General features: G+C 32.7%; 16 protein-coding genes and 1 pseudogene. 5 read left to right on the forward strand and 12 right to left on the reverse strand.

All coding sequences use genetic code 11. From position 1 onward, the window contains the following. Positions 1–210: 210 nt before the first annotated feature. The gene (gene spxA / locus HMPREF2576_RS08495; protein ID WP_001829294.1) at positions 211–606 is read right to left on the reverse strand and encodes a transcriptional regulator SpxA; all 396 of its coding nucleotides are present in this window, start codon (positions 604–606) and stop codon (positions 211–213) included. Between the two features lie 290 nt (positions 607–896). Here spxA and trpS point away from each other — a divergent pair, with 290 nt between their 5' ends. Next, entirely contained in the window at positions 897–1,886 is a 990-nt protein-coding gene (trpS, locus tag HMPREF2576_RS08500; protein WP_070856313.1) for a tryptophan--tRNA ligase, read from the forward strand. A gap of 57 nt (positions 1,887–1,943) precedes the next feature. Here the strand turns inward: trpS and HMPREF2576_RS08505 are convergent, their stop codons facing one another. The 5 genes from HMPREF2576_RS08505 to opp3b are packed head-to-tail and all read right to left on the reverse strand — an operon-like array spanning position 1,944 to position 7,635. Continuing rightward, complete coding sequence (locus HMPREF2576_RS08505) at positions 1,944–3,587, reverse strand: peptide ABC transporter substrate-binding protein (RefSeq protein WP_070856314.1); 1,644 nt, start codon at positions 3,585–3,587, stop codon at positions 1,944–1,946. 26 nt (positions 3,588–3,613) lie between these two features. Beyond that, a complete protein-coding gene (locus tag HMPREF2576_RS08510) occupies positions 3,614–4,552 on the reverse strand; it encodes an ABC transporter ATP-binding protein (protein WP_001829319.1) in 939 nt (312 codons plus the stop codon). Continuing rightward, positions 4,545–5,624 (reverse strand): ABC transporter ATP-binding protein, encoded by a 1,080-nt coding sequence (locus tag HMPREF2576_RS08515; protein ID WP_001829326.1) that lies wholly within the window; start codon positions 5,622–5,624, stop codon positions 4,545–4,547. Before HMPREF2576_RS08515 ends, HMPREF2576_RS08510 begins: the two co-directional genes overlap by 8 nt. Before the next feature lie 14 nt (positions 5,625–5,638). After that, positions 5,639–6,709, reverse strand: coding sequence for an oligopeptide ABC transporter permease (gene opp3C / locus HMPREF2576_RS08520; RefSeq protein ID WP_001829251.1), 1,071 nt, complete (start codon positions 6,707–6,709; stop codon positions 5,639–5,641). Next, entirely contained in the window at positions 6,709–7,635 is a 927-nt protein-coding gene (opp3b, locus tag HMPREF2576_RS08525) for an oligopeptide ABC transporter permease (protein ID WP_001829338.1), read from the reverse strand. The genes opp3C and opp3b overlap by 1 nt, the downstream gene beginning before the upstream one ends. Positions 7,636–7,876: 241 nt before the next feature. Here opp3b and HMPREF2576_RS08530 point away from each other — a divergent pair, with 241 nt between their 5' ends. Next, positions 7,877–8,248, forward strand: a complete 372-nt coding sequence (locus tag HMPREF2576_RS08530; RefSeq protein ID WP_001829304.1) for a DUF3899 domain-containing protein — start codon at positions 7,877–7,879, stop codon at positions 8,246–8,248. Positions 8,249–8,318: 70 nt separating this feature from the next. On the opposite strand, the gene fabF is transcribed toward HMPREF2576_RS08530, so the two are convergent. Then, a complete protein-coding gene (gene fabF / locus HMPREF2576_RS08535; RefSeq protein ID WP_002456630.1) occupies positions 8,319–9,563 on the reverse strand; it encodes a beta-ketoacyl-ACP synthase II in 1,245 nt (414 codons plus the stop codon). Positions 9,564–9,574: 11 nt separating this feature from the next. After that, positions 9,575–10,516, reverse strand: coding sequence for a beta-ketoacyl-ACP synthase III (locus tag HMPREF2576_RS08540; protein ID WP_001829261.1), 942 nt, complete (start codon positions 10,514–10,516; stop codon positions 9,575–9,577). A gap of 281 nt (positions 10,517–10,797) precedes the next feature. On the opposite strand from HMPREF2576_RS08540, the gene HMPREF2576_RS08545 reads away from it, so the two are divergent. Continuing rightward, the gene (locus tag HMPREF2576_RS08545; protein ID WP_001829320.1) at positions 10,798–10,992 is read left to right on the forward strand and encodes a YjzD family protein; all 195 of its coding nucleotides are present in this window, start codon (positions 10,798–10,800) and stop codon (positions 10,990–10,992) included. A gap of 178 nt (positions 10,993–11,170) precedes the next feature. On the opposite strand, the gene clpB is transcribed toward HMPREF2576_RS08545, so the two are convergent. The 3 genes from clpB to HMPREF2576_RS08560 all read right to left on the reverse strand — a co-directional run bounded on the left by clpB (position 11,171) and on the right by HMPREF2576_RS08560 (position 16,515). Next, a complete protein-coding gene (gene clpB, locus HMPREF2576_RS08550) occupies positions 11,171–13,780 on the reverse strand; it encodes an ATP-dependent chaperone ClpB (RefSeq protein ID WP_070856320.1) in 2,610 nt (869 codons plus the stop codon). Between the two features lie 208 nt (positions 13,781–13,988). Beyond that, complete coding sequence (locus HMPREF2576_RS08555) at positions 13,989–15,812, reverse strand: acyltransferase family protein (RefSeq protein ID WP_070856322.1); 1,824 nt, start codon at positions 15,810–15,812, stop codon at positions 13,989–13,991. A 394-nt stretch (positions 15,813–16,206) separates the two neighbouring features. Then, the gene (locus HMPREF2576_RS08560) at positions 16,207–16,515 is read right to left on the reverse strand and encodes a metal-sulfur cluster assembly factor (protein WP_001829290.1); all 309 of its coding nucleotides are present in this window, start codon (positions 16,513–16,515) and stop codon (positions 16,207–16,209) included. A 112-nt stretch (positions 16,516–16,627) separates the two neighbouring features. Between HMPREF2576_RS08560 and HMPREF2576_RS08565 the strand changes: the two genes are divergently transcribed. Together HMPREF2576_RS08565 and HMPREF2576_RS08570 are read left to right on the forward strand one after the other, a co-directional pair. After that, positions 16,628–17,449, forward strand: a complete 822-nt coding sequence (locus HMPREF2576_RS08565) for a Cof-type HAD-IIB family hydrolase (protein WP_021298853.1) — start codon at positions 16,628–16,630, stop codon at positions 17,447–17,449. Between the two features lie 77 nt (positions 17,450–17,526). Next, positions 17,527–18,843: a CoA-disulfide reductase gene (locus HMPREF2576_RS08570; protein ID WP_070856324.1), complete on the forward strand. Its 1,317-nt coding sequence runs from the start codon at positions 17,527–17,529 to the stop codon at positions 18,841–18,843. A 13-nt stretch (positions 18,844–18,856) separates the two neighbouring features. On the opposite strand, the pseudogene HMPREF2576_RS12530 reads toward HMPREF2576_RS08570, so the two are convergent. Beyond that, positions 18,857–19,072 (reverse strand): annotated as a pseudogene (locus HMPREF2576_RS12530) (hypothetical protein); the annotation flags it as partial. Positions 19,073–19,087: the final 15 nt, after the last annotated feature.

The raw sequence follows: 19,087 nt of genomic DNA on the forward strand, positions 1-19,087 counted from the left end.
TTATAAGTACTTGACTAATCGTAGGAAAGAGCCTAGGACGAAAAATGTCCTAGGCATACTTTAACGAATGGCAATCGATGACTAAATTGTTAATACGCATATGTTAAGCGTTGTTCAACACGATTCTTCGTTACCAAAGTGGAAGAACGAAATCAGCAAGAATTCTATTCCACTCTCAAATATCTTTCAAGGAAGTTGTTAATATTATTATTAATCAACTAAACGTTGCGCTTCTTGTAATTGGAACGTACGTACTTTTCGTGGTAGGAAACGACGAATTTCATCTTCGTTGTATCCAACTTGTAAACGTTTATCATCTAAAATAATTGGACGACGTAACAAGCCAGGATTATCTTGAATGATTGAGTATAAATCTTGTAATGGTAATGAATCTATATCTACATTCAATTTTTGATATGTCTTAGAACGTGTTGAAATAATTTCGTCAGTTCCATCTTCAGTCATTTTTAAAATTTGTTTAATTTCATCAATTGTTAAATGTTCAGAAAAAATGTTACGCTCCGTATACGGAATATCATGTTCTTGTAACCATGCTTTCGCTTTACGGCAAGATGTGCAACTTGGTGAAGTAAATAATGTTACCATACATCTCACTCTCCTATAGAATGAATTTAATTCATTATTTTAAAATTATTTGTTAATTAAAGAAATTAAGTTTTTAGCTTTCTTAATCTTACACTTATTATTATAAATGGCTAAGATTAAAATTAAATGAGAAAAACCTAATTTTTCTGAGAAATCTTAAAAATAAATAAAAATGTATATCTCTCTTTAACGATATACCCAGATATTGATATTTTAACACAACTTACAAATTAACGAAATACTGTTATAATGTTACATAAACAATATTAATTAGAAAGTAGGCATCTAATATGGAAACTTTATTCTCAGGAATTCAGCCAAGTGGTATTCCAACAATTGGTAACTACATTGGTGCATTAAAACAATTTGTAGATGTTCAAGATGACTATGAATGTTTTTTCTGTATCGTAGACCAACATGCAATAACGGTACCACAAGACCGCTTAAAATTACGCAAACAAATACGTCAACTCGCAGCAATTTATTTGGCAACAGGTATTGATCCAGATAAATCGACTTTATTTATTCAATCTGAAGTCCCTGCACACGTGCAAGCTGGTTGGATGCTTACAACAATAGCTTCTATTGGTGAATTGGAACGTATGACTCAGTTTAAAGACAAAGCTCAGAAACGCGCAGATGGAGTGCCTGCTGGTCTACTCACTTATCCACCATTGATGGCGGCTGATATCGTGATTTACAACACTAACATTGTCCCTGTTGGTGATGATCAAAAACAGCATATGGAACTGACACGTAATTTAGTAGATCGTTTCAATAGTAGATATAACGATGTATTAGTAAAACCAGAGGTACGAATGCCTAAAGTTGGTGGGCGTGTGATGAGTTTACAAGATCCTACTAAAAAAATGAGTAAAAGTGATGATAATCAGAAGAATTTCATTTCTTTATTGGATGAACCTCATGTAGCTGCCCAAAAAATTAAAAGCGCTGTAACAGACTCTGACGGTATAATAAAATTTGATCGTGAGAATAAACCAGGCATTTCAAATTTACTTTCAATATATTCTGGTCTAACTAATGAATCTATTAAGAATATTGAATCTAAATATGAAGGTGAAGGTTACGGTAAATTTAAAGGTGATTTATCGGAAATCGTTAAAGATTTTCTTATTAATTTCCAAGAAAAATATGCAAGCTTTTATAATTCTGATGACCTAGATGATATTCTAGATAAAGGTAAAGAAAAAGCTCAAAAAGCTTCATTTAAAACATTGAAAAAAATGGAAAAAGCAATGGGCTTAGGTCGAAAAAGATAATACTATATAATATACAAATAATGCCTCGAAAATAATTTTCGAGGCATTTTTATACTTCTATTTACCTGTCTCCCTATTGATTGATTTATCAATATAGACATGTTTAAGCGTCGTTTCAGGCCCTACTTTGTGATATTGTAATCCTTTTACTTGCGGATTCGTTAAGTGTGCTTCTCCTTTTTGATAAACAGGAGCGACTGGCGCTTCATGTAATAAGATATATTCCGCTTTTTGTAATGAGGTATTACGTTCACCTGGCTTTCGTAAAAGCTTGCTGTTAGCATCTTTGAGTAATTGATCGTATTCTTTATTACTCCAATCTGTATTATTCTGTGCATTATTTTTTGTCATTGTTTGAAGAAATGCTGTTGGGTCAGGATAATCAGGACTCCACCCTGAATAACTTGCTTCATAGTTATTTGCTAATTCTAAAGTAGTTTTTTGTTTAAATGGCATTTGTTTAATTTTGAGTGTCACACCTGGCAAATGACTTTCAATTTGAGATTTTATATATTCGGCAGCAATTTTTGAAGCAGGTGTATCCTGTGTGTTCATCGTAAAAGTAAATTTATTTTTTCCTAATTCTTTTTGTGCTTCTCTCCAATTCTTTTTCGCTAAATCAGGGTTGAATTTTAATGGTGATTTGATGGTTCTTGCAAAATCTTTGCCATCCGGTGTATCGGCAGTTCCTACTCCAGTAAAATTATTTGATGGTAGCGAACCATCATTTAAAACAGAATTGACATACCCTTTTTTATTTATTGCTTGAGATATAGCCAATCTTAAATGCTTATTTTTAAATTCAGGAACTGTTTTTTGATTCATTTTAATAAAGAATGTTGCTGCTGTTAAACGATAATTCAAAGCAGATTCTCCTCTATATTTATCAACTTGTTCAGAAGTTATAATAGTATCATCGACCGAGCCAGTATCATATAACGATGCACCTGCTTGTTGATCTTTTAATACTTTATAGTTCACTTTATCTAATTTTACATTCTTCTTATCCCAATATTGTTCATTTTTAACTAATTGAATTTTATCTTCCACTTTCCAATTTGTTACTTCAAATGGTCCATTGTACACTGCTTTTTCAGCAGTTGTACCATATTGTTCTCCAAACTTTTTAGCAACTTTCTCATTTTGAGGATTAAATGTATTAAGTGCTAATAGTTCATTAATATAAGGTACAGGTCTTTCTAAATCTACTTGTAATTTATATTTACCTATAGCCGTGATACCCAAATCCTTGACTGATTTTTTACCTGCATTAACTTCATCTGCATTTTTTATATCGCTCATTATGTATGCAAACTCAGAAGCCGTCTTAGGATTAACTACCTTTCTCCACGCATATACGAAGTCATATGCAGTTACCGAATCTCCATTGGACCATTTTGCATTTTTTCTTAAATTAATCGTAAGTGTTTTGCCACCATTACTTTTCTTTGGAAAAGATTTAGCAATAGCTGGTTCAGCTTTGTCTTCTTTATTTAAAGTATATAATCCTTCAAAAGCTTGAGCTGCTATATCACCAGAAACAGCATCTGTAATTAAAGCTGTATCTAGTGTAGTCATATCTTGTGTGATTACCTTCCTAAAAACTTGCCCCTGGTCTGAATATAAACTCTGCTTATTACTACAAGCAGATAAAATTATGCATACACTTAATAAAATAATTAAGACTTTAAAACCTTTCATCCTTTAATTCCTCCTTTCTTAACTTATTAAACAGACAAACCATACTTTTGTTTCAATTTAACTGCTTCGTTTTGAGTAGAAAATACATAATGTTGTGGTCTAATTTCATTTAATTGACGTTCTTCATTAAGCGTTGCATCTTCATGATATAAAACACGTTGACGATTTCTCTCAACATCAGGATCAGGCTGTGGAATGGCACTTAATAATGACTTAGTATAATCATGTAATGGATAATTATAAATATCATCAGCCGGTCCAATTTCTACAATTTTACCGAAGTGCATCACTGCAATTCTATCGGAAATATATTTCACCATTGATAAATCATGAGCAATAAACAATAAAGTAATATCACGTTCACGTTGTAGCTTTAATAAAAGATTAACGACTTGAGCTTGAATCGATACATCTAATGCTGATATCGGTTCATCTGCAATAATAAATTCTGGCTCTACAGCTAATGCACGTGCGATACCAATACGTTGTCTTTGTCCGCCTGAAAACTCATGTGGGTAACGATTCGCGTGTTCTTTACCTAAACCAACTGTTTCTAAAAGGTCGTATACACGTTTCTTTCGATCACGCTGACTACTAGCAAGTTTGTGAATATCTATTCCTTCAGCTACGATATCCATTACCTTTAACCGAGGATTTAGAGATGCATAAGGATCTTGAAATATCATTTGAATTTTCTTATTAAACTTCAATCGCTCTTTACGTTTTCTAATTTGATGAATATCTTTACCATCATACTCGATTGCGCCATCAGTAATATCATTTAATTTGATAATGGCTTTTCCAGTCGTTGATTTACCACATCCAGACTCTCCTACTAGGCCTAAAGTTTCCCCTTTATAAACATCAAAACTTATATTATCAATCGCTTTAACTTCATTATGTTTACCTTGATTAAAATACTGTTTTAAATTTTTAACTTGTAATAATACATTTTCATTACTCATTAAAAGCCACCCTCTCTACTCTATGTGGTTGTTCATAATTACTTGGCATTGTTCTTAATCGTTTTTGAACCATTGAAGGTGGCGTAACTTTTGGAGCTCTTGCATCTAATAACCAAGATTTAACAAAATGTGTGGGTGAAATTTTGAACCAAGGTGGTTCTTCTTTAAAATCAATATCTAAAGCATATCGACTTCTACGTGCGAAAGCATCACCAATTGGTGGATGAAGTAAATCTGGTGGTGTACCTGGAATTGCAATTAAGTCCGTGTCATTACTGGTTGTTAAATCAGGCATTGAAGAAAGCAATCCCCAGGTATAGGGATGTTTAGGATCATAAAATATTTCATTCACATCCCCTGTTTCAACCATCTGTCCCCCATACATTACGGCTACTTTGTCCGCAATATTTGCTACAACGCCTAAATCATGCGTAATAAAGATAATTGAAGTTTCAATCTTATTTTGTAGTTCTTTCATAAGATCTAAAATTTGAGCCTGCATTGTCACATCTAAAGCAGTTGTAGGCTCATCAGCAATTAATATTTTAGGCTCACATGCCAATGCTATTGCAATAACTATTCTCTGACGTTGTCCTCCTGAAAATTGATGTGGATAAGCTTTAAATCGTTTTTCAGCACGAGGTAACCCAACTAAATTCAAAATTTCCAATGCTCTTTGCTTGGCCTTTGCTTTACTTAATTTCTTATGTTTAATCAAAGGTTCCATGACTTGCTTTCCGATTTGCATTGTTGGATTTAAAGAAGTCATAGGATCCTGAAATATCATTGAAATATCTCGACCTCTTAGCTGTATCAGTTCTTTTTCACTTTTCTGAGCTAAGTCCTCACCTAAAAATAAGATTTCTCCCTTTTTTATTCTTCCTGTATCCTTTTGAAAAAGTTTTGTAATTGCCTTAGTTGTTACAGATTTTCCAGATCCAGATTCTCCAACAATGGCTAACGTTTCCCCTTTATTTAAATGAAAATCCACGCCTCTGACAGCTTGCACTTCTCCTGCAGCAATATCAAAGGAAACGTGCAAATCATTTACTTCTAATACCGTTTCTGTCATTACTTTTACCTCCTTTATTTTCGCATTTTTGGGTCGAATGCATCACGTAGTCCATCACTAAATAGATAGAAGAATAAAATCAATAAACTTAAAATGATTGCTGGAATAAATAATTCATGAGGATGTATCAACAACATTGCACGCCCATCATTGACAAGAGATCCTAATGACGTCTTAGGCGCAGGCACCCCTATTCCAATAAAGCTTAAAAATGCTTCGAAAAATATTGCACTTGGAACAGTAAACATTGATGTAACGACAATTGCTCCTAATGTGTTAGGTAATATATGTTTAAAGATTAACTTGAATTTAGAAGCACCCAATGTTTGAGATGCCAAAACAAATTCTTGATTTTTCAATTTTAAAAATTCTCCACGTACCACTCTACTCATCCCCAGCCAGCCAGTAATTGACATAGCTAATATAATAGTCCAAATTGATGGTTCAAAAATAAGTACGAATAAAATAACGACAATTAAATTGGGTATAGAAGCAATAATTTCTAAAATCCTTTGCATCACATCATCTACCCTGCCTCCAAAGAAACCAGAAACGGCTCCATATACAACGCCAATACAAATATCTAATAATGCAGCAACTACACCAATATAAAGTGAAATTTGAGCACCTTTCCAAGTACGTGTCCATAAATCACGTCCAAGTTGATCAGTACCAAACCAATAGTTTTCTTTCGCACCTGCTTCTTTGTAAGCATTTTTACCGTCCGTACCTTTACCGTCAAAAGGTAAAAATGAAACATGATCTAATAATGGTATTTTTGCTGGGAGATTACGATGATCAACATTCTGCTCAGCAAAATCGTGTTTATTCATTAATGGTCCTATAAATGCCATAATAACTATAAGCAACAAACCTATCATTCCGATTACTGCTAATTTATTACGTTTCAATTGTGACCAAGCATCTTGCCAAAAATTCTTACTTTGACGTGGCATTTCTGGCTCTTGATTCAAGTCTAAATCTCTAATAATAAAATCTGTATTCGAAATATCATTACTTGTATGTGACATCGTTGCATTAGAAATATCGCCATTAATGTTTGTAACATCTTCTTTATTACTCATTATTTCTTGCCCCCTTGTACACGAATTCTTGGATCGATAACACCATATAAAATGTCTACAATAAAGATCGAAACAATAAATAAAGTACTGAATAATATCGTTGTAGCCATGATGACTGAAAAATCATTTGTAGTTATAGAACGAACAAATTGATCACCTAATCCTGGAACACCAAAGATATTTTCAATTGTTAATGTTCCTGTTAATATACCTGCTAACATAGGTACAATGATTGTAATAATAGGAATTAATGCATTTCGTAATGCATGTCCAAAGAGCACTTTTAAAGTAGAATTTCCTTTAGCTCGAGCTAAAAGTATGTAATCTGAACTGAGTACTTCAATCATTTCAGCTCTAATATATCTTGCAACAGTTGCTAAAACTGTAGCTGATAGTGCTAGAGAAGGTAAAATAGCTGTAGAAAAACCTTCCCATCCTGCAACTGGAAACCATTCTAACTTAACTGCAAATACATACTGCAATAAAACTGCTAAGACAAATGACGGCACTGATACTGCGATAACAGAGATAATTGTTGTTGTATAGTCTACCCATGTATTTTGTTTAGTAGCAGCAGCAACACCTAATACTAAACCTAAAACAACACCAATAACCATAGCTGTTATTCCCATCTCCATTGAAGGTATCAATCGTGGTTTAACTAAATCCCACACTGGCATATTATGATATTGAAATGAGTTGCCAAAATCACCTGTTACTACATTTTTCAAATAATTAACATATTGTAATGCTACTGGATCATTCAAACCGTACTTTTCATTTAATATTTCTTTTTGTTGCGCATTAAGTTTTGTGTCATTAAACGGAGATCCTGGCATTAATTTCATTAAGAAAAATGTAATTGTTATAACAATAAATAACGACACAAACATATAACACAATCGTTTCAACACATATTTAGTCATATACACCCTCCTAAATTAAAGAATATTCAAAATTGACATTCCCTTCATAATTTTCAGAAATATTAATCTTTATTATATCTATAATATTTATACAATTGCAATATCATTTTGCATTACAGTACTATAGTAAATATAGATAAATGACTTTTTTTGTTTTATTCTCTTACTTTTGCAATATAAAAATCTACCCTTTTCTAATATTAAGTTAAAATACATTTAGCATAGATAGGAGGTTTCATTAATGTCCATAAATTCTTATTTGATTTCGTCATTATTTACGCCAGTTTTATCAATAATTATATGGTTATTTTATTCAAATCACTTTATAAATTTAATCAATATCTTATTTTATACATCATTCATTATTTTTATAGTTGCTTTCCTTATTTTACTCATTCAAGAAGGAATATTTGATGCTACAAGTTTTGGATTTCGTCGTTTAAAGTATCAACTTTCCTCAACTAAGAGAAAACGTATGATGAAAAATGACCACTTTTTCAATCCACAAAAAGTTAAAAAAGAAAGTTATATTATTTCCCCATGGGTAGTTCCAACATTGATTATTAACCTCACTTATATAATTGTGAGTATCGGAGTATCTTTATTAATATAAAAAAATCTTCAAGTGAGTAGCTAAATTAATAACTCATCACTTGAAGATTTTTGTTTACATTTATTTAATTTTAGTCTTCAAATTTTTTAAATACTAACACTGCATTATGTCCACCAAATCCTAAACTATTACTCATTGCATAGGTAATGTCTAAGTCTTGGGCTACATTCAGAACAATGTCCAAATCACATTCTTCGTCTGGTGTGATTGCATGTATTGTAGGGGCTACCTTTGAATCACGAATTGATAGCGCAGAAAAAATAGCTTCAATTCCACCTGTAGCACCTAATAAATGTCCAGTCATTGATTTAGTTGAACTTACTTTTAATGACTTCGCAGCATCACCGAATGTATTTTTAATCGCTTGAACCTCATATAAATCTCCAACAGGTGTACTTGTGCCATGTGCATTTAAATACTGTACATCTTGAGCTTTGATTCCAGCATCATCTAAAGCAGCTTGCATAGCTCGTGAGCCACCTTCACCTTCAGGCGCAGGTGCTGTAATATGATGTGCATCGCCAGAGGAACCATAACCTACAACTTCAGCGTAAATTTCAGCGCCTCTCTCTTTAGCTGAATCTAATGATTCAAGTACAACAATACCTGCCCCTTCACCCATAACAAAGCCATCACGGCCTTCTTGGAATGGTCGACAAGCTGTTTCAGGGTCATTGTTTGTAGATAATGCACGACTTGCACTAAACCCTGCGATTGCCATATGTGTAATAGGTGCCTCTGTTCCACCAGTCACCATTGCATCTGCATCACCACGTTGAATAATTTTAAATGCCTCACCTATTGAATTAGTCCCCGTAGCACAAGCTGTTACTGTAGAACCATTGGGCCCTTTGGCACCTAAATCAATAGAAACTTGACCAGTAGCCATATCAGGAATTAACATTGGAACGAAAAATGGACTTACTCGACGTGGTCCTCTTTCTACAAGTGTTGTATGTGCAACTTCGAAAGTTTCCATACCACCGATACCAGAACCAATCCATACACCAATACGGTCGGCATTTTTTTCATTAATATTTAATTGTGCATCTTTAACCGCTTCTCTTGCAGCAACCACCGCGTATTGTGTAAACCGATCCATACGGCGAGCTTCTTTTCTATCAATGTGGTCTTCTATATTAAAATCTTTCAATTCACCAGCAAGATGTACATTATAATCATCAGTATCTATTCTTGTGATTTTATCTATACCGTTAACACCTTTTAGTGCATTGTCCCATGTTGTTTTAGCATCGTTACCAATTGGAGATAAGGCTCCGATACCCGTTATAACAACTCTATTATTTTTATTCATACGTTATCCTCCTATTTTCCCCATTTAATAACGATTGCGCCCCAAGTTAGACCTCCACCGAAGCCAACTAAGACTAAAGTATCGTCATCTTTGATTTTTCCATTTTGCAATTCTTGATTAATACTTAATGGTATTGAGGCAGCCGAAGTATTACCATATTTATTTACTGAGACACTCATTTTTTCTCTTTCTATTCCTAATCTCTCTCTCGCAGATTCCATAATTCTAATATTAGCCTGATGTGGAACAAATAAGTCTATGTCTTCAGACGATAAACCAGCTTTCTCAACTACACGCGTAGATGCATCACCCATAATTCTCACAGCAAATTTAAATACTTCTCTACCATTCATTTTGAGTTTGCCAGTTTCTCTATCTAAGTACAAGTATTTACCACCACTACCGTCTGAACCCATTTCATAGCTAATGATACCACGACCTTCAGCAACTTCTCCCATGACAACAGCTCCAGCACCGTCTCCAAATAATACAGCAGTAGAACGGTCAGTCATATCGGTAATCTTAGATAATTTATCAGCACCCACAACTAAAATATGTTTGTAATCACCAGATTGTATATATTGTTTAGCAGTAATCATTGAATACATAAAGCCAGAACATGCAGCAAGTTGATCCATAGTAGCAACCTTACCTGTTCCTAGTCTTTCTTGTAAGATGTTAGCCACGCTTGGGAAAGGCATATCCCCAGTAGCTGTAGCAACGATAATCATGTCTATATCTACTGGCTGAATGCCGGCATCCTCTATCGCTTTAATACTTGCATTGTATGCTAAATCAGATGTGTCTTGATCTTCGTCTGCCCAATGTCTTTCTTTAATACCAGTCATTTTAGAAATCCATTCATCTGAAGTTTCTAAAAACTGCTCAAAATAGGCATTGTCTATAATATTTTTAGGTGCATATGCACCAAAACCTTTAATACCCACATTCATGGTTGTACACCTTCTTAAAAAATTTTTAATACCAGGTATTAATTTAACATATTCATGTTTTTAAACTCAAGCAGAGAGCCTCCCAATCAATACAAAACATTTCCATTATGTATTTTAACAAACTTCACTAAATACATCTTTATAATTGCAACATACTCTAATTTCTTATTTTACTTTTAATTAAAAGTATGAGATAACCAACGTCTTAGATTTATACTATACAAATAAGATATTATCACTTAAAATAGAGTTAACGAATAAACAAGTGGAGGTTATATAATATGAGATACCTCATGACATTCATTTGGGCAGTATTGTTACTTCAAATGGTTAATTTCGTATTGAATAGCTTAAATAGTGGACCAGAACTAAATGTAATTAATCCAATTATTATTGCTGTCATCTTCACTATTGTTGTAGCTATTTTAGATCCAATTCTTAAGCCGTCTAAAGGTTCAAATCAATACGAATCTTAATTCTTTAAATAATAGTGTAGGAGGGCATGAATGCTTGTCCTCCTATAACATGTGTTGAAAAGATTGATATTAACGTATTTTTAATTCAATCATCAACTGCCTTTATATTATAAAAGAGCCCGGGACATAGTTTTATGACCCGGACTCTTTTTATTTTACAAATTAATATTTTGCTAGATTAAGACGTAGGTTTAACAACCTTAAAATCAAGTTCTTTATTGTCATTTAAATCTACTTTAATTATTGTACCTTCAGGTAGACTTTCTTTAATCATCATACGTGCAATTGGAGTTTCTATTTGTCGTTGAACAAAGCGTTTTAATGGTCTTGCACCAAATTGTGGTTCATACGCTTCTTCACCTAGCCATTTTTTCGCTTCTTCTGTCACTTCAATTGAGATATGTTGATCTAATAATCTCATATTTAATTGTGTTAAAATTTTATCTACAATCATACTCATATCATTAACTGATAATGGTTTAAATAACACGATGTCATCCATACGATTTAATATTTCAGGTTTGAAGTATGCATGTAGACTGTCCATAACTGCTTTCTCTGTATCATCACTAATTTCACCAGCATCTTTTACATTTTCAAGTAATACTTGTGAACCAATATTACTAGTCATGATGATAATGGTATTTTTAAAGTCAACACTTCTACCTTTAGAATCCGTAAGACGACCTTCATCTAGTATTTGAAGTAATACATTAAAAACATCGCTATGTGCTTTTTCAACTTCGTCTAACAAAATAACTGAGTATGGATTACGTCTAACTGCTTCAGTTAATTGACCACCTTCATCGTGACCTACATAACCTGGAGGTGCACCAATTAAACGTGATACAGCATGTTTTTCCATATATTCGCTCATATCAATTCTAATCATATGTTTTTCAGAATCGAAAAGTGATGAAGCAAGCGATTTTGCTAATTCAGTTTTACCTACTCCAGTAGGTCCTAAGAATAAGAAACTTCCGATTGGTCTATTCGGATCTTTAATTCCAGCACGTGCTCTAACTACTGCGTCTGATACTAAATCAACTGCTTTATCTTGACCTACTACACGTTTGTGTAAGATGTCACTTAAACTTAATAGCTTTTCTCTTTCTGTTTCCACAAGTTTAGATACAGGTATACCTGTCCATTGACTAACTATGTCGCCTATTTCTTCATCTGAAACGACTTCACGAATCATTCTTTCACTATCTTCGCCAGTTTCATCTTGAAAGGCTTCCTCAAATTCTTGCAATTCTTTTTCTAATTGCGGAATTGTACCATATTGTAATTCTGCTGCTTTTTCAAGATTACCTTCTGTTTGTGCATCTTCAAGAGCTTGACGACTACTATCTAGTTCAGCACGTTTTTCTTGTACTTTAGCAATTTTTTCTTTTTCTTGTTCAACACGTGATTTTAAAGAGGATTGTTTTTCTTTTTCATTAGATAATTCCTCTTGAAGCTCTTCTAAACGATGTTTACTTGCGTTATCAGATTCATTTTTCAAGGCACTTTCTTCAATTTCTAATTGCATTACTCGACGATTTACTTGGTCTAACTCTGTTGGATTTGATCCCATTTCTGTACGTATTGTCGCACACGCTTGGTCGACTAAATCTATAGCTTTATCTGGCAAAAATCTATCGGTAATATATCTATCAGATAGCTCAGCCGCTGCAACAAGTGCACGGTCTTGTATACGTACACCATGGTAGACCTCATAACGTTCTTTTAGACCACGTAAAATTGATATTGTATCCTCAACATCAGGTTCACTGACCCCAACTTTTTGGAAACGACGTTCTAATGCTGAATCTTTTTCAATATATTCACGATATTCATTTAATGTCGTAGCACCTATACAATGCAATTCACCACGCGCAAGCATTGGTTTCAACATGTTTCCTGCGTCCATAGCACCATCAGTTTTACCAGCGCCTACTAACATATGAATTTCATCAATGAATAAGATGATTCGACCTTCAGATTCTTTTACTTCTTTCAATACTGCTTTTAAACGTTCTTCAAATTCACCTCTATATTTTGCACCTGCAACTAAGGCACTTAAATCAAGCTCGAAAATCGTTTTATCGAGTAATGATTCTGGAACGTCTTTACGTACAATTCGTTGTGCTAAACCTTCAACAATTGCAGTTTTACCTACACCTGGTTCACCGATTAAAACCGGATTATTTTTTGTTTTTCGACTTAATATACGAATTGTATTACGTATTTCTTCATCTCTACCGATGACAGGGTCCATTTTACCTTGACGTACTTCTTCTACAAGATCACGACCATATTTTTCTAAAGCTTCATAGTTTACTTCTGGATTTTGAGATGTCACATGATTTCCCCCTCTAACTTTAGTTATAATTTCTTTTATCACTTCTACTTTATTGCCGACCCATTTTTGAGTAGTTTCATCAGTATCTATGGCTGCACGTAATATATGCTCCATAGAAATAAACTCATCTTCATAGGACTTCATATATTTCTCGGCTTTGTCTAATAATTCATTTGTTTTAGCACTAATATACTGTCCATACTGAACATTGTCACCTTGTACAGTTGGATAATGACTTAATTGATTATCGTATGCTTTTATTAATTGATCAACATCAATATTTGCTCGTTCTAATATACTTTTAAATAAACTATCATTTTCATTCATTGCAGCTTTTAACAATGCTTCAACTTCAATGTTTTGTAATTCATATTCTTTACTGTACGCGACTGCTTTTTGTAAGGCACTTTGTACAGCATATGTCATTTGATTAATATCCAAATTATTTCACCTCTATCATTAAGAGTAGATCAATATAGAGAAATCAAATTTGACTTTGACTTTCTTTGACCTTAACTATATTATAGACCTTCCTATCTATTTAATCAACAATAAAAGCTTATTTTTTCATTTTATTACGACATAGAAATGAAAAAAGAGAAAGAACTTAATTCCAAATGAATAGAGTTCTTCCTCAATGATTAATTTATTATTTCTTCTTTATATTTTTTAATATCTCATCTGCCAATGCCTCTACGCCATCATTTTCAAGATGGATTCCGTCTGGAGCAAAATACTCTGTATGCCCTTTTGAGCGACTATACCAATCAATTAGGGTTACATTCTTTTTATTTTTAGCTGCTTTTGCCATCAACTCATTAACATGACTTTCATATGATCTTGGCACTCTTGTATTCACAAGATACACTTGTGCTTTGCCAAATTTGTCAATTAAATTATCTAATTGTTCTTTTGTAAAATCACCATTTGTACCTAACTCAAGTATGATTTGGTCTGATGGTTTATTATAATGTCTATATTGATTTTTAACGAGGCTCTCGGCCTGATAGAGTTGACGACCGACTTTGCCATCGATTTTAGCTTTGGGTACTTTCGTTTTAAATTGTTCCCCTATATCTACCATAACTGAATCACCAATTAATAATGGCTTAATTTGTGTATATACATCATTGTCTTTCTTATTCTCTTTGGTTTTACCATCGCTAGTTAACGAAATATTATCAATCGGTATCATATGAATAAGATATTGATCAGCCTCGTTTGTATTAAATGTTTGTGCTTTATTTGAAATTGTATCTTTTCCGAATTTATCGAAAGCTCCAACTAGTATAAAAATAAAAGGTAACAACATAATTAACGTTACAATTGTTCTAATAAACTGAGGTTTGTAAGTTTTTTTAAATGTAAAAGCCTTTAGACTTTCCTTTCTTAATGGCGTTTCAACATATCTAAATGATAATTCGGCTAATAATACAGTAATTACGATATCCATAATATAAACATAAGTTGGTAATTGACCATCAATAAAATAACTATGAATAAAGCTAATTACAGGAAAATGCCATAAGTATAAACTGTATGAACGCTTTCCAATGTAGACAAATAAAGGATTTCCTAATAACTTAGCTAAAATTGTCGTTGGATGAACAACACTTGCAATAATTAGCAAAGTCATTGTTGAAATAAGATAAAATCCACCGTTATAAATCCAATCACTTTCATCACTAACAGTAAAGAATAATAGAATTAAAAATGTAAGTCCTATGATACCCGCACTATTAATCACAGTTTTTAATCCTTTAGGTGGATTGGGATTTAATTTAAAAGGTGGCCAGATAAATGCTAGAAGTACACCTAAAAGCAGTGTCTGCAATCTTGTATCAGTTCCAAAATATACTCTAGAATGGTTCAAGTGAGGTTGAGAAATAACAACCATCATTAATAATGAAACCAGGGATATGATCCAAAACATCAGTATGACATTTTTCTTTTTCTTAACTATTGCCATAAATAATAAGAGTACTGCTGGGAAAAAAAGGTAAAACTGCTCTTCAATGGCTAGTGACCATAGGTGCTTTAAAGGCATAAAAGAAAATTGCTCGAAATAATTGACATCTTTAGCAATATACCACCAATTAGATACGTAAAATATTGCTGCTATCATATCATGTTTAACTCTTACAATATGCTCGGGGTGCAATAATAAAGTTGCAATTCCAACTACTACTATTAATGCAAATACCGCTGGTAATAACCTTTTAATACGACGAATCCAAAAATTTTTAAGATTTATTGTTCCAGTATCTTCATACTCTTTAAGTAATAAGCTCGTAATCAAATAACCTGAAATAACAAAAAAAGTATCTACGCCTAAAAAACCACCTGTTAACCATTGTTTATTCAAGTGATAAATAATAATACCAATGACTGCAATTGCTCGCAAACCATCTAATCCAGGCATATATCGTATTTTTTTAGCAGAGCGATATTCATTATTTAATTTTTTTCTCATTGTTACATTCTTCCCTATTAATAATAAATTTCGTTAGACAAGTAACTTTTTTACTAATCAATTTCATAAGACGAACGCTATTGCTTCTAATCAACTTATTCAAACAAATTTTATCTCATTCAAATTAACAAGGTCATTCTCTTATGTTATAGCTATCCCTATCATATAGCGCACGTTTCCATTGAGTTAATTATCATACTTCGTAAGATATACCTCATTAAAAGGTTATAAGTCTTAAGTATTGTAATACATTTGTAATATTAATTCAATTTTATTATAGGCCTAATTTATAAAAATATTAAATGAACATACGATAATTCTTATTGAATTTTCTTTAATAATTAAAAAGGATAGCTACATCATTATTCCAAACAATGAGTAGCTATCCTTTATATTATCCGATGCCTAAAGCTATTTTGGCATATCGTGACATCATATCTTTATTCCAAGGTGGACTCCATACAATCATCACTTCTGTATCAGAAATTTCAGGAATCTCAGCCAAAACACTCTTAACTTGTTCAATAATTTGTGGTCCTAATGGACATCCCATCGAAGTCAATGTCATTTCAACTGTACATAAACCTTCATCATCAACATCAACTTTATATACTAAACCTAAATTAACGATATCTATCCCTAACTCAGGATCTATTACCATTTCAAGAGCGCCTAAGATACTATCTTTTAGTGCTTCTTCCATCAGTATCACCTCTTTAAAATTTTCTTTACACCAATATATCAAATATCCGACAAAACGCCAATAAAATGCTATGATACTGTTACATAATAATTAACAACACAAGGAGTAATATATGCAACCTTATTTAATTTGTCTAGATCTAGATGGTACATTATTAAATGACAATAAAGAAATCTCACCTTACACTAAACAAGTATTAACCGAATTACAACAATGTGGACACTACGTTATGATTGCTACTGGAAGACCCTATCGCGCAAGCCAGATGTATTATCATGAACTAAATATGAGCACACCTGTTGTTAACTTTAATGGAGCATTTGTACATCATCCAAAAGCAAACGATTTTAAAGTGATACATGAAGTACTTGATGTGGAAATTTCTAAAAATATTATTACAGCACTTCAACAATCTCATATTACAAATATCATTGCTGAAGTAAAAGACTATGTCTTTATAAATAGTTATGATTCAAGACTTTACGAAGGTTTTTCAATGGGAAATCCTAAAATTCAAACAGGTAATTTACTTGAAAATCTTAATGAAGCACCTACGTCATTACTTGTTGAAGCAGAAGAAGAAAATATTCCTGAAATTAAAGATATGTTAACACATTTTTATGCAGAAAATATTGAACATCGTCGTTGGGGCGCACCGTTTCCAGTAATAGAAATTGTGAAGCGTGGGATTAACAAAGCACGTGGAATCAAGCATGTTCAAAACTATTTAAACATCGCCGACAATCATATCATTGCGTTTGGTGATGAGGACAATGATATAGAAATGATAAAGTTTGCGACCCATGGCATTGCAATGGCCAATGGCTTGAAAGATTTAAAGGAAATAGCAAATGAGACTACGTATAGTAATAATGAAGACGGAATAGGTCGTTATTTAAATGACTTTTTTAATTTGAAAATACGTTATTATTAAGTTGAATAAACAATCCAAGTGATGATTAAAAAGGCATACGTGTTTTAATATCATACATATATAAAGGAGAGACAGCTATGAATAAAATTATAATAGTCGGTGCAGTTGCTGGTGGTGCGACTTGTGCAAGTCAAATTCGAAGATTAGATAAAGAGAGTGAAATCATTGTTTTTGAAAAAGATAGAGACATGAGCTTTGCTAATTGTGCATTACCTTATTATATTGGCAACGTTATCGAGGACCGTCGTAAAGTTTTAGCATACACGCCCAATCAATTTTATGACAAAAAGCAAATCACTGTAAAAACATACCATGAAGTTATACAAATCAATGATGAGAGACAAACAGTTACTGTCTTAAATCATCAAACTAATCAAACTTTTGAAGAAAGTTACGATACATTGATTTTAAGTCCTGGCGCATCTGCAAATCGATTAAACACTCATAGTGATATCTCATTTACTGTGCGAAATCTCGAAGATACTGAAACAATTGATACCTTTATTACGAATACCAAAGCACAACGTGCACTTGTTGTTGGCGCGGGTTACATCTCTTTAGAAGTCCTTGAAAATTTACATCATAGAGGTTTGGATGTCACATGGATTCATCGCTCTACAAATATTAATAAACTGATGGATCAAGATATGAATCAACCCATCATCGACGAAATAGAAAAGAGAAATATCACTTATAGATTTAACGAAGAAATTAGTCAAGTAAATGGACATGAAGTTACATTCACATCTGGTAAAGTTGAAAACTTTGATCTTATTATCGAAGGTGTAGGTACTCATCCAAATTCACAATTTATTAAATCATCTAACGTCATACTGAATGATAAAGGTTATATCCCAGTAAATCATAATTTCCAAACAAATATACCAAATATTTATGCATTAGGTGATGTTATTACTTCACATTATCGTCATGTGAATTTACCGGCACAGGTTCCACTTGCTTGGGGAGCACACCGTGGTGCAAGTATTATAGCTGAACAACTTTCTGGAAATTCGTCTATTCACTTTAAAGGTTATCTAGGAAATAATATAGTGAAATTTTTTGACTATACATTAGCAAGTGTTGGCATCAAACCAAATGAACTTAAAAATTTCGATTATGATATGGTTGAAGTTAAGCAAGGAGCTCATGCAGGATATTACCCAGGAAATTCACCACTACATTTACGTGTTTATTTTGAAAAAGACTCGAGAAAACTTATACGCGCAGCAGCAGTTGGTAAACAAGGTGCCGATAAAAGAATAGACGTATTATCAATGGCAATGATGAATAATGCTACTGTGGATGATTTAACAGAATTTGAAGTAGCATATGCACCTCCTTATAGTCATCCAAAAGATTTAATTAATTTAATTGGGTATAAAGCGCAATAACATTCCACACAAATCATAATTTATGAATAGTATGGGAGAAATAGCAAGAGTGACTATTTAGGAAAATGAACTTATAATTTTCATATAAAAAGAAGCTGGTACAAAAAGGTTCAAGATAAGTAAAAAAGACAATTTCTATTGAAATAATATAGAAATTGTCTTTTTCATAATTTTTTTGATTATTTTCAGCTCGTTGAGCTTTTACTTTTCTTATATTAAGCAACGATAATGTCTGAATTCATCG

The sequence above is a fragment of the Staphylococcus sp. HMSC063F05 genome (assembly GCF_001837075.1).
In the GTDB taxonomy this organism is placed as follows: Bacteria; Bacillota; Bacilli; order Staphylococcales; family Staphylococcaceae; genus Staphylococcus; species Staphylococcus epidermidis.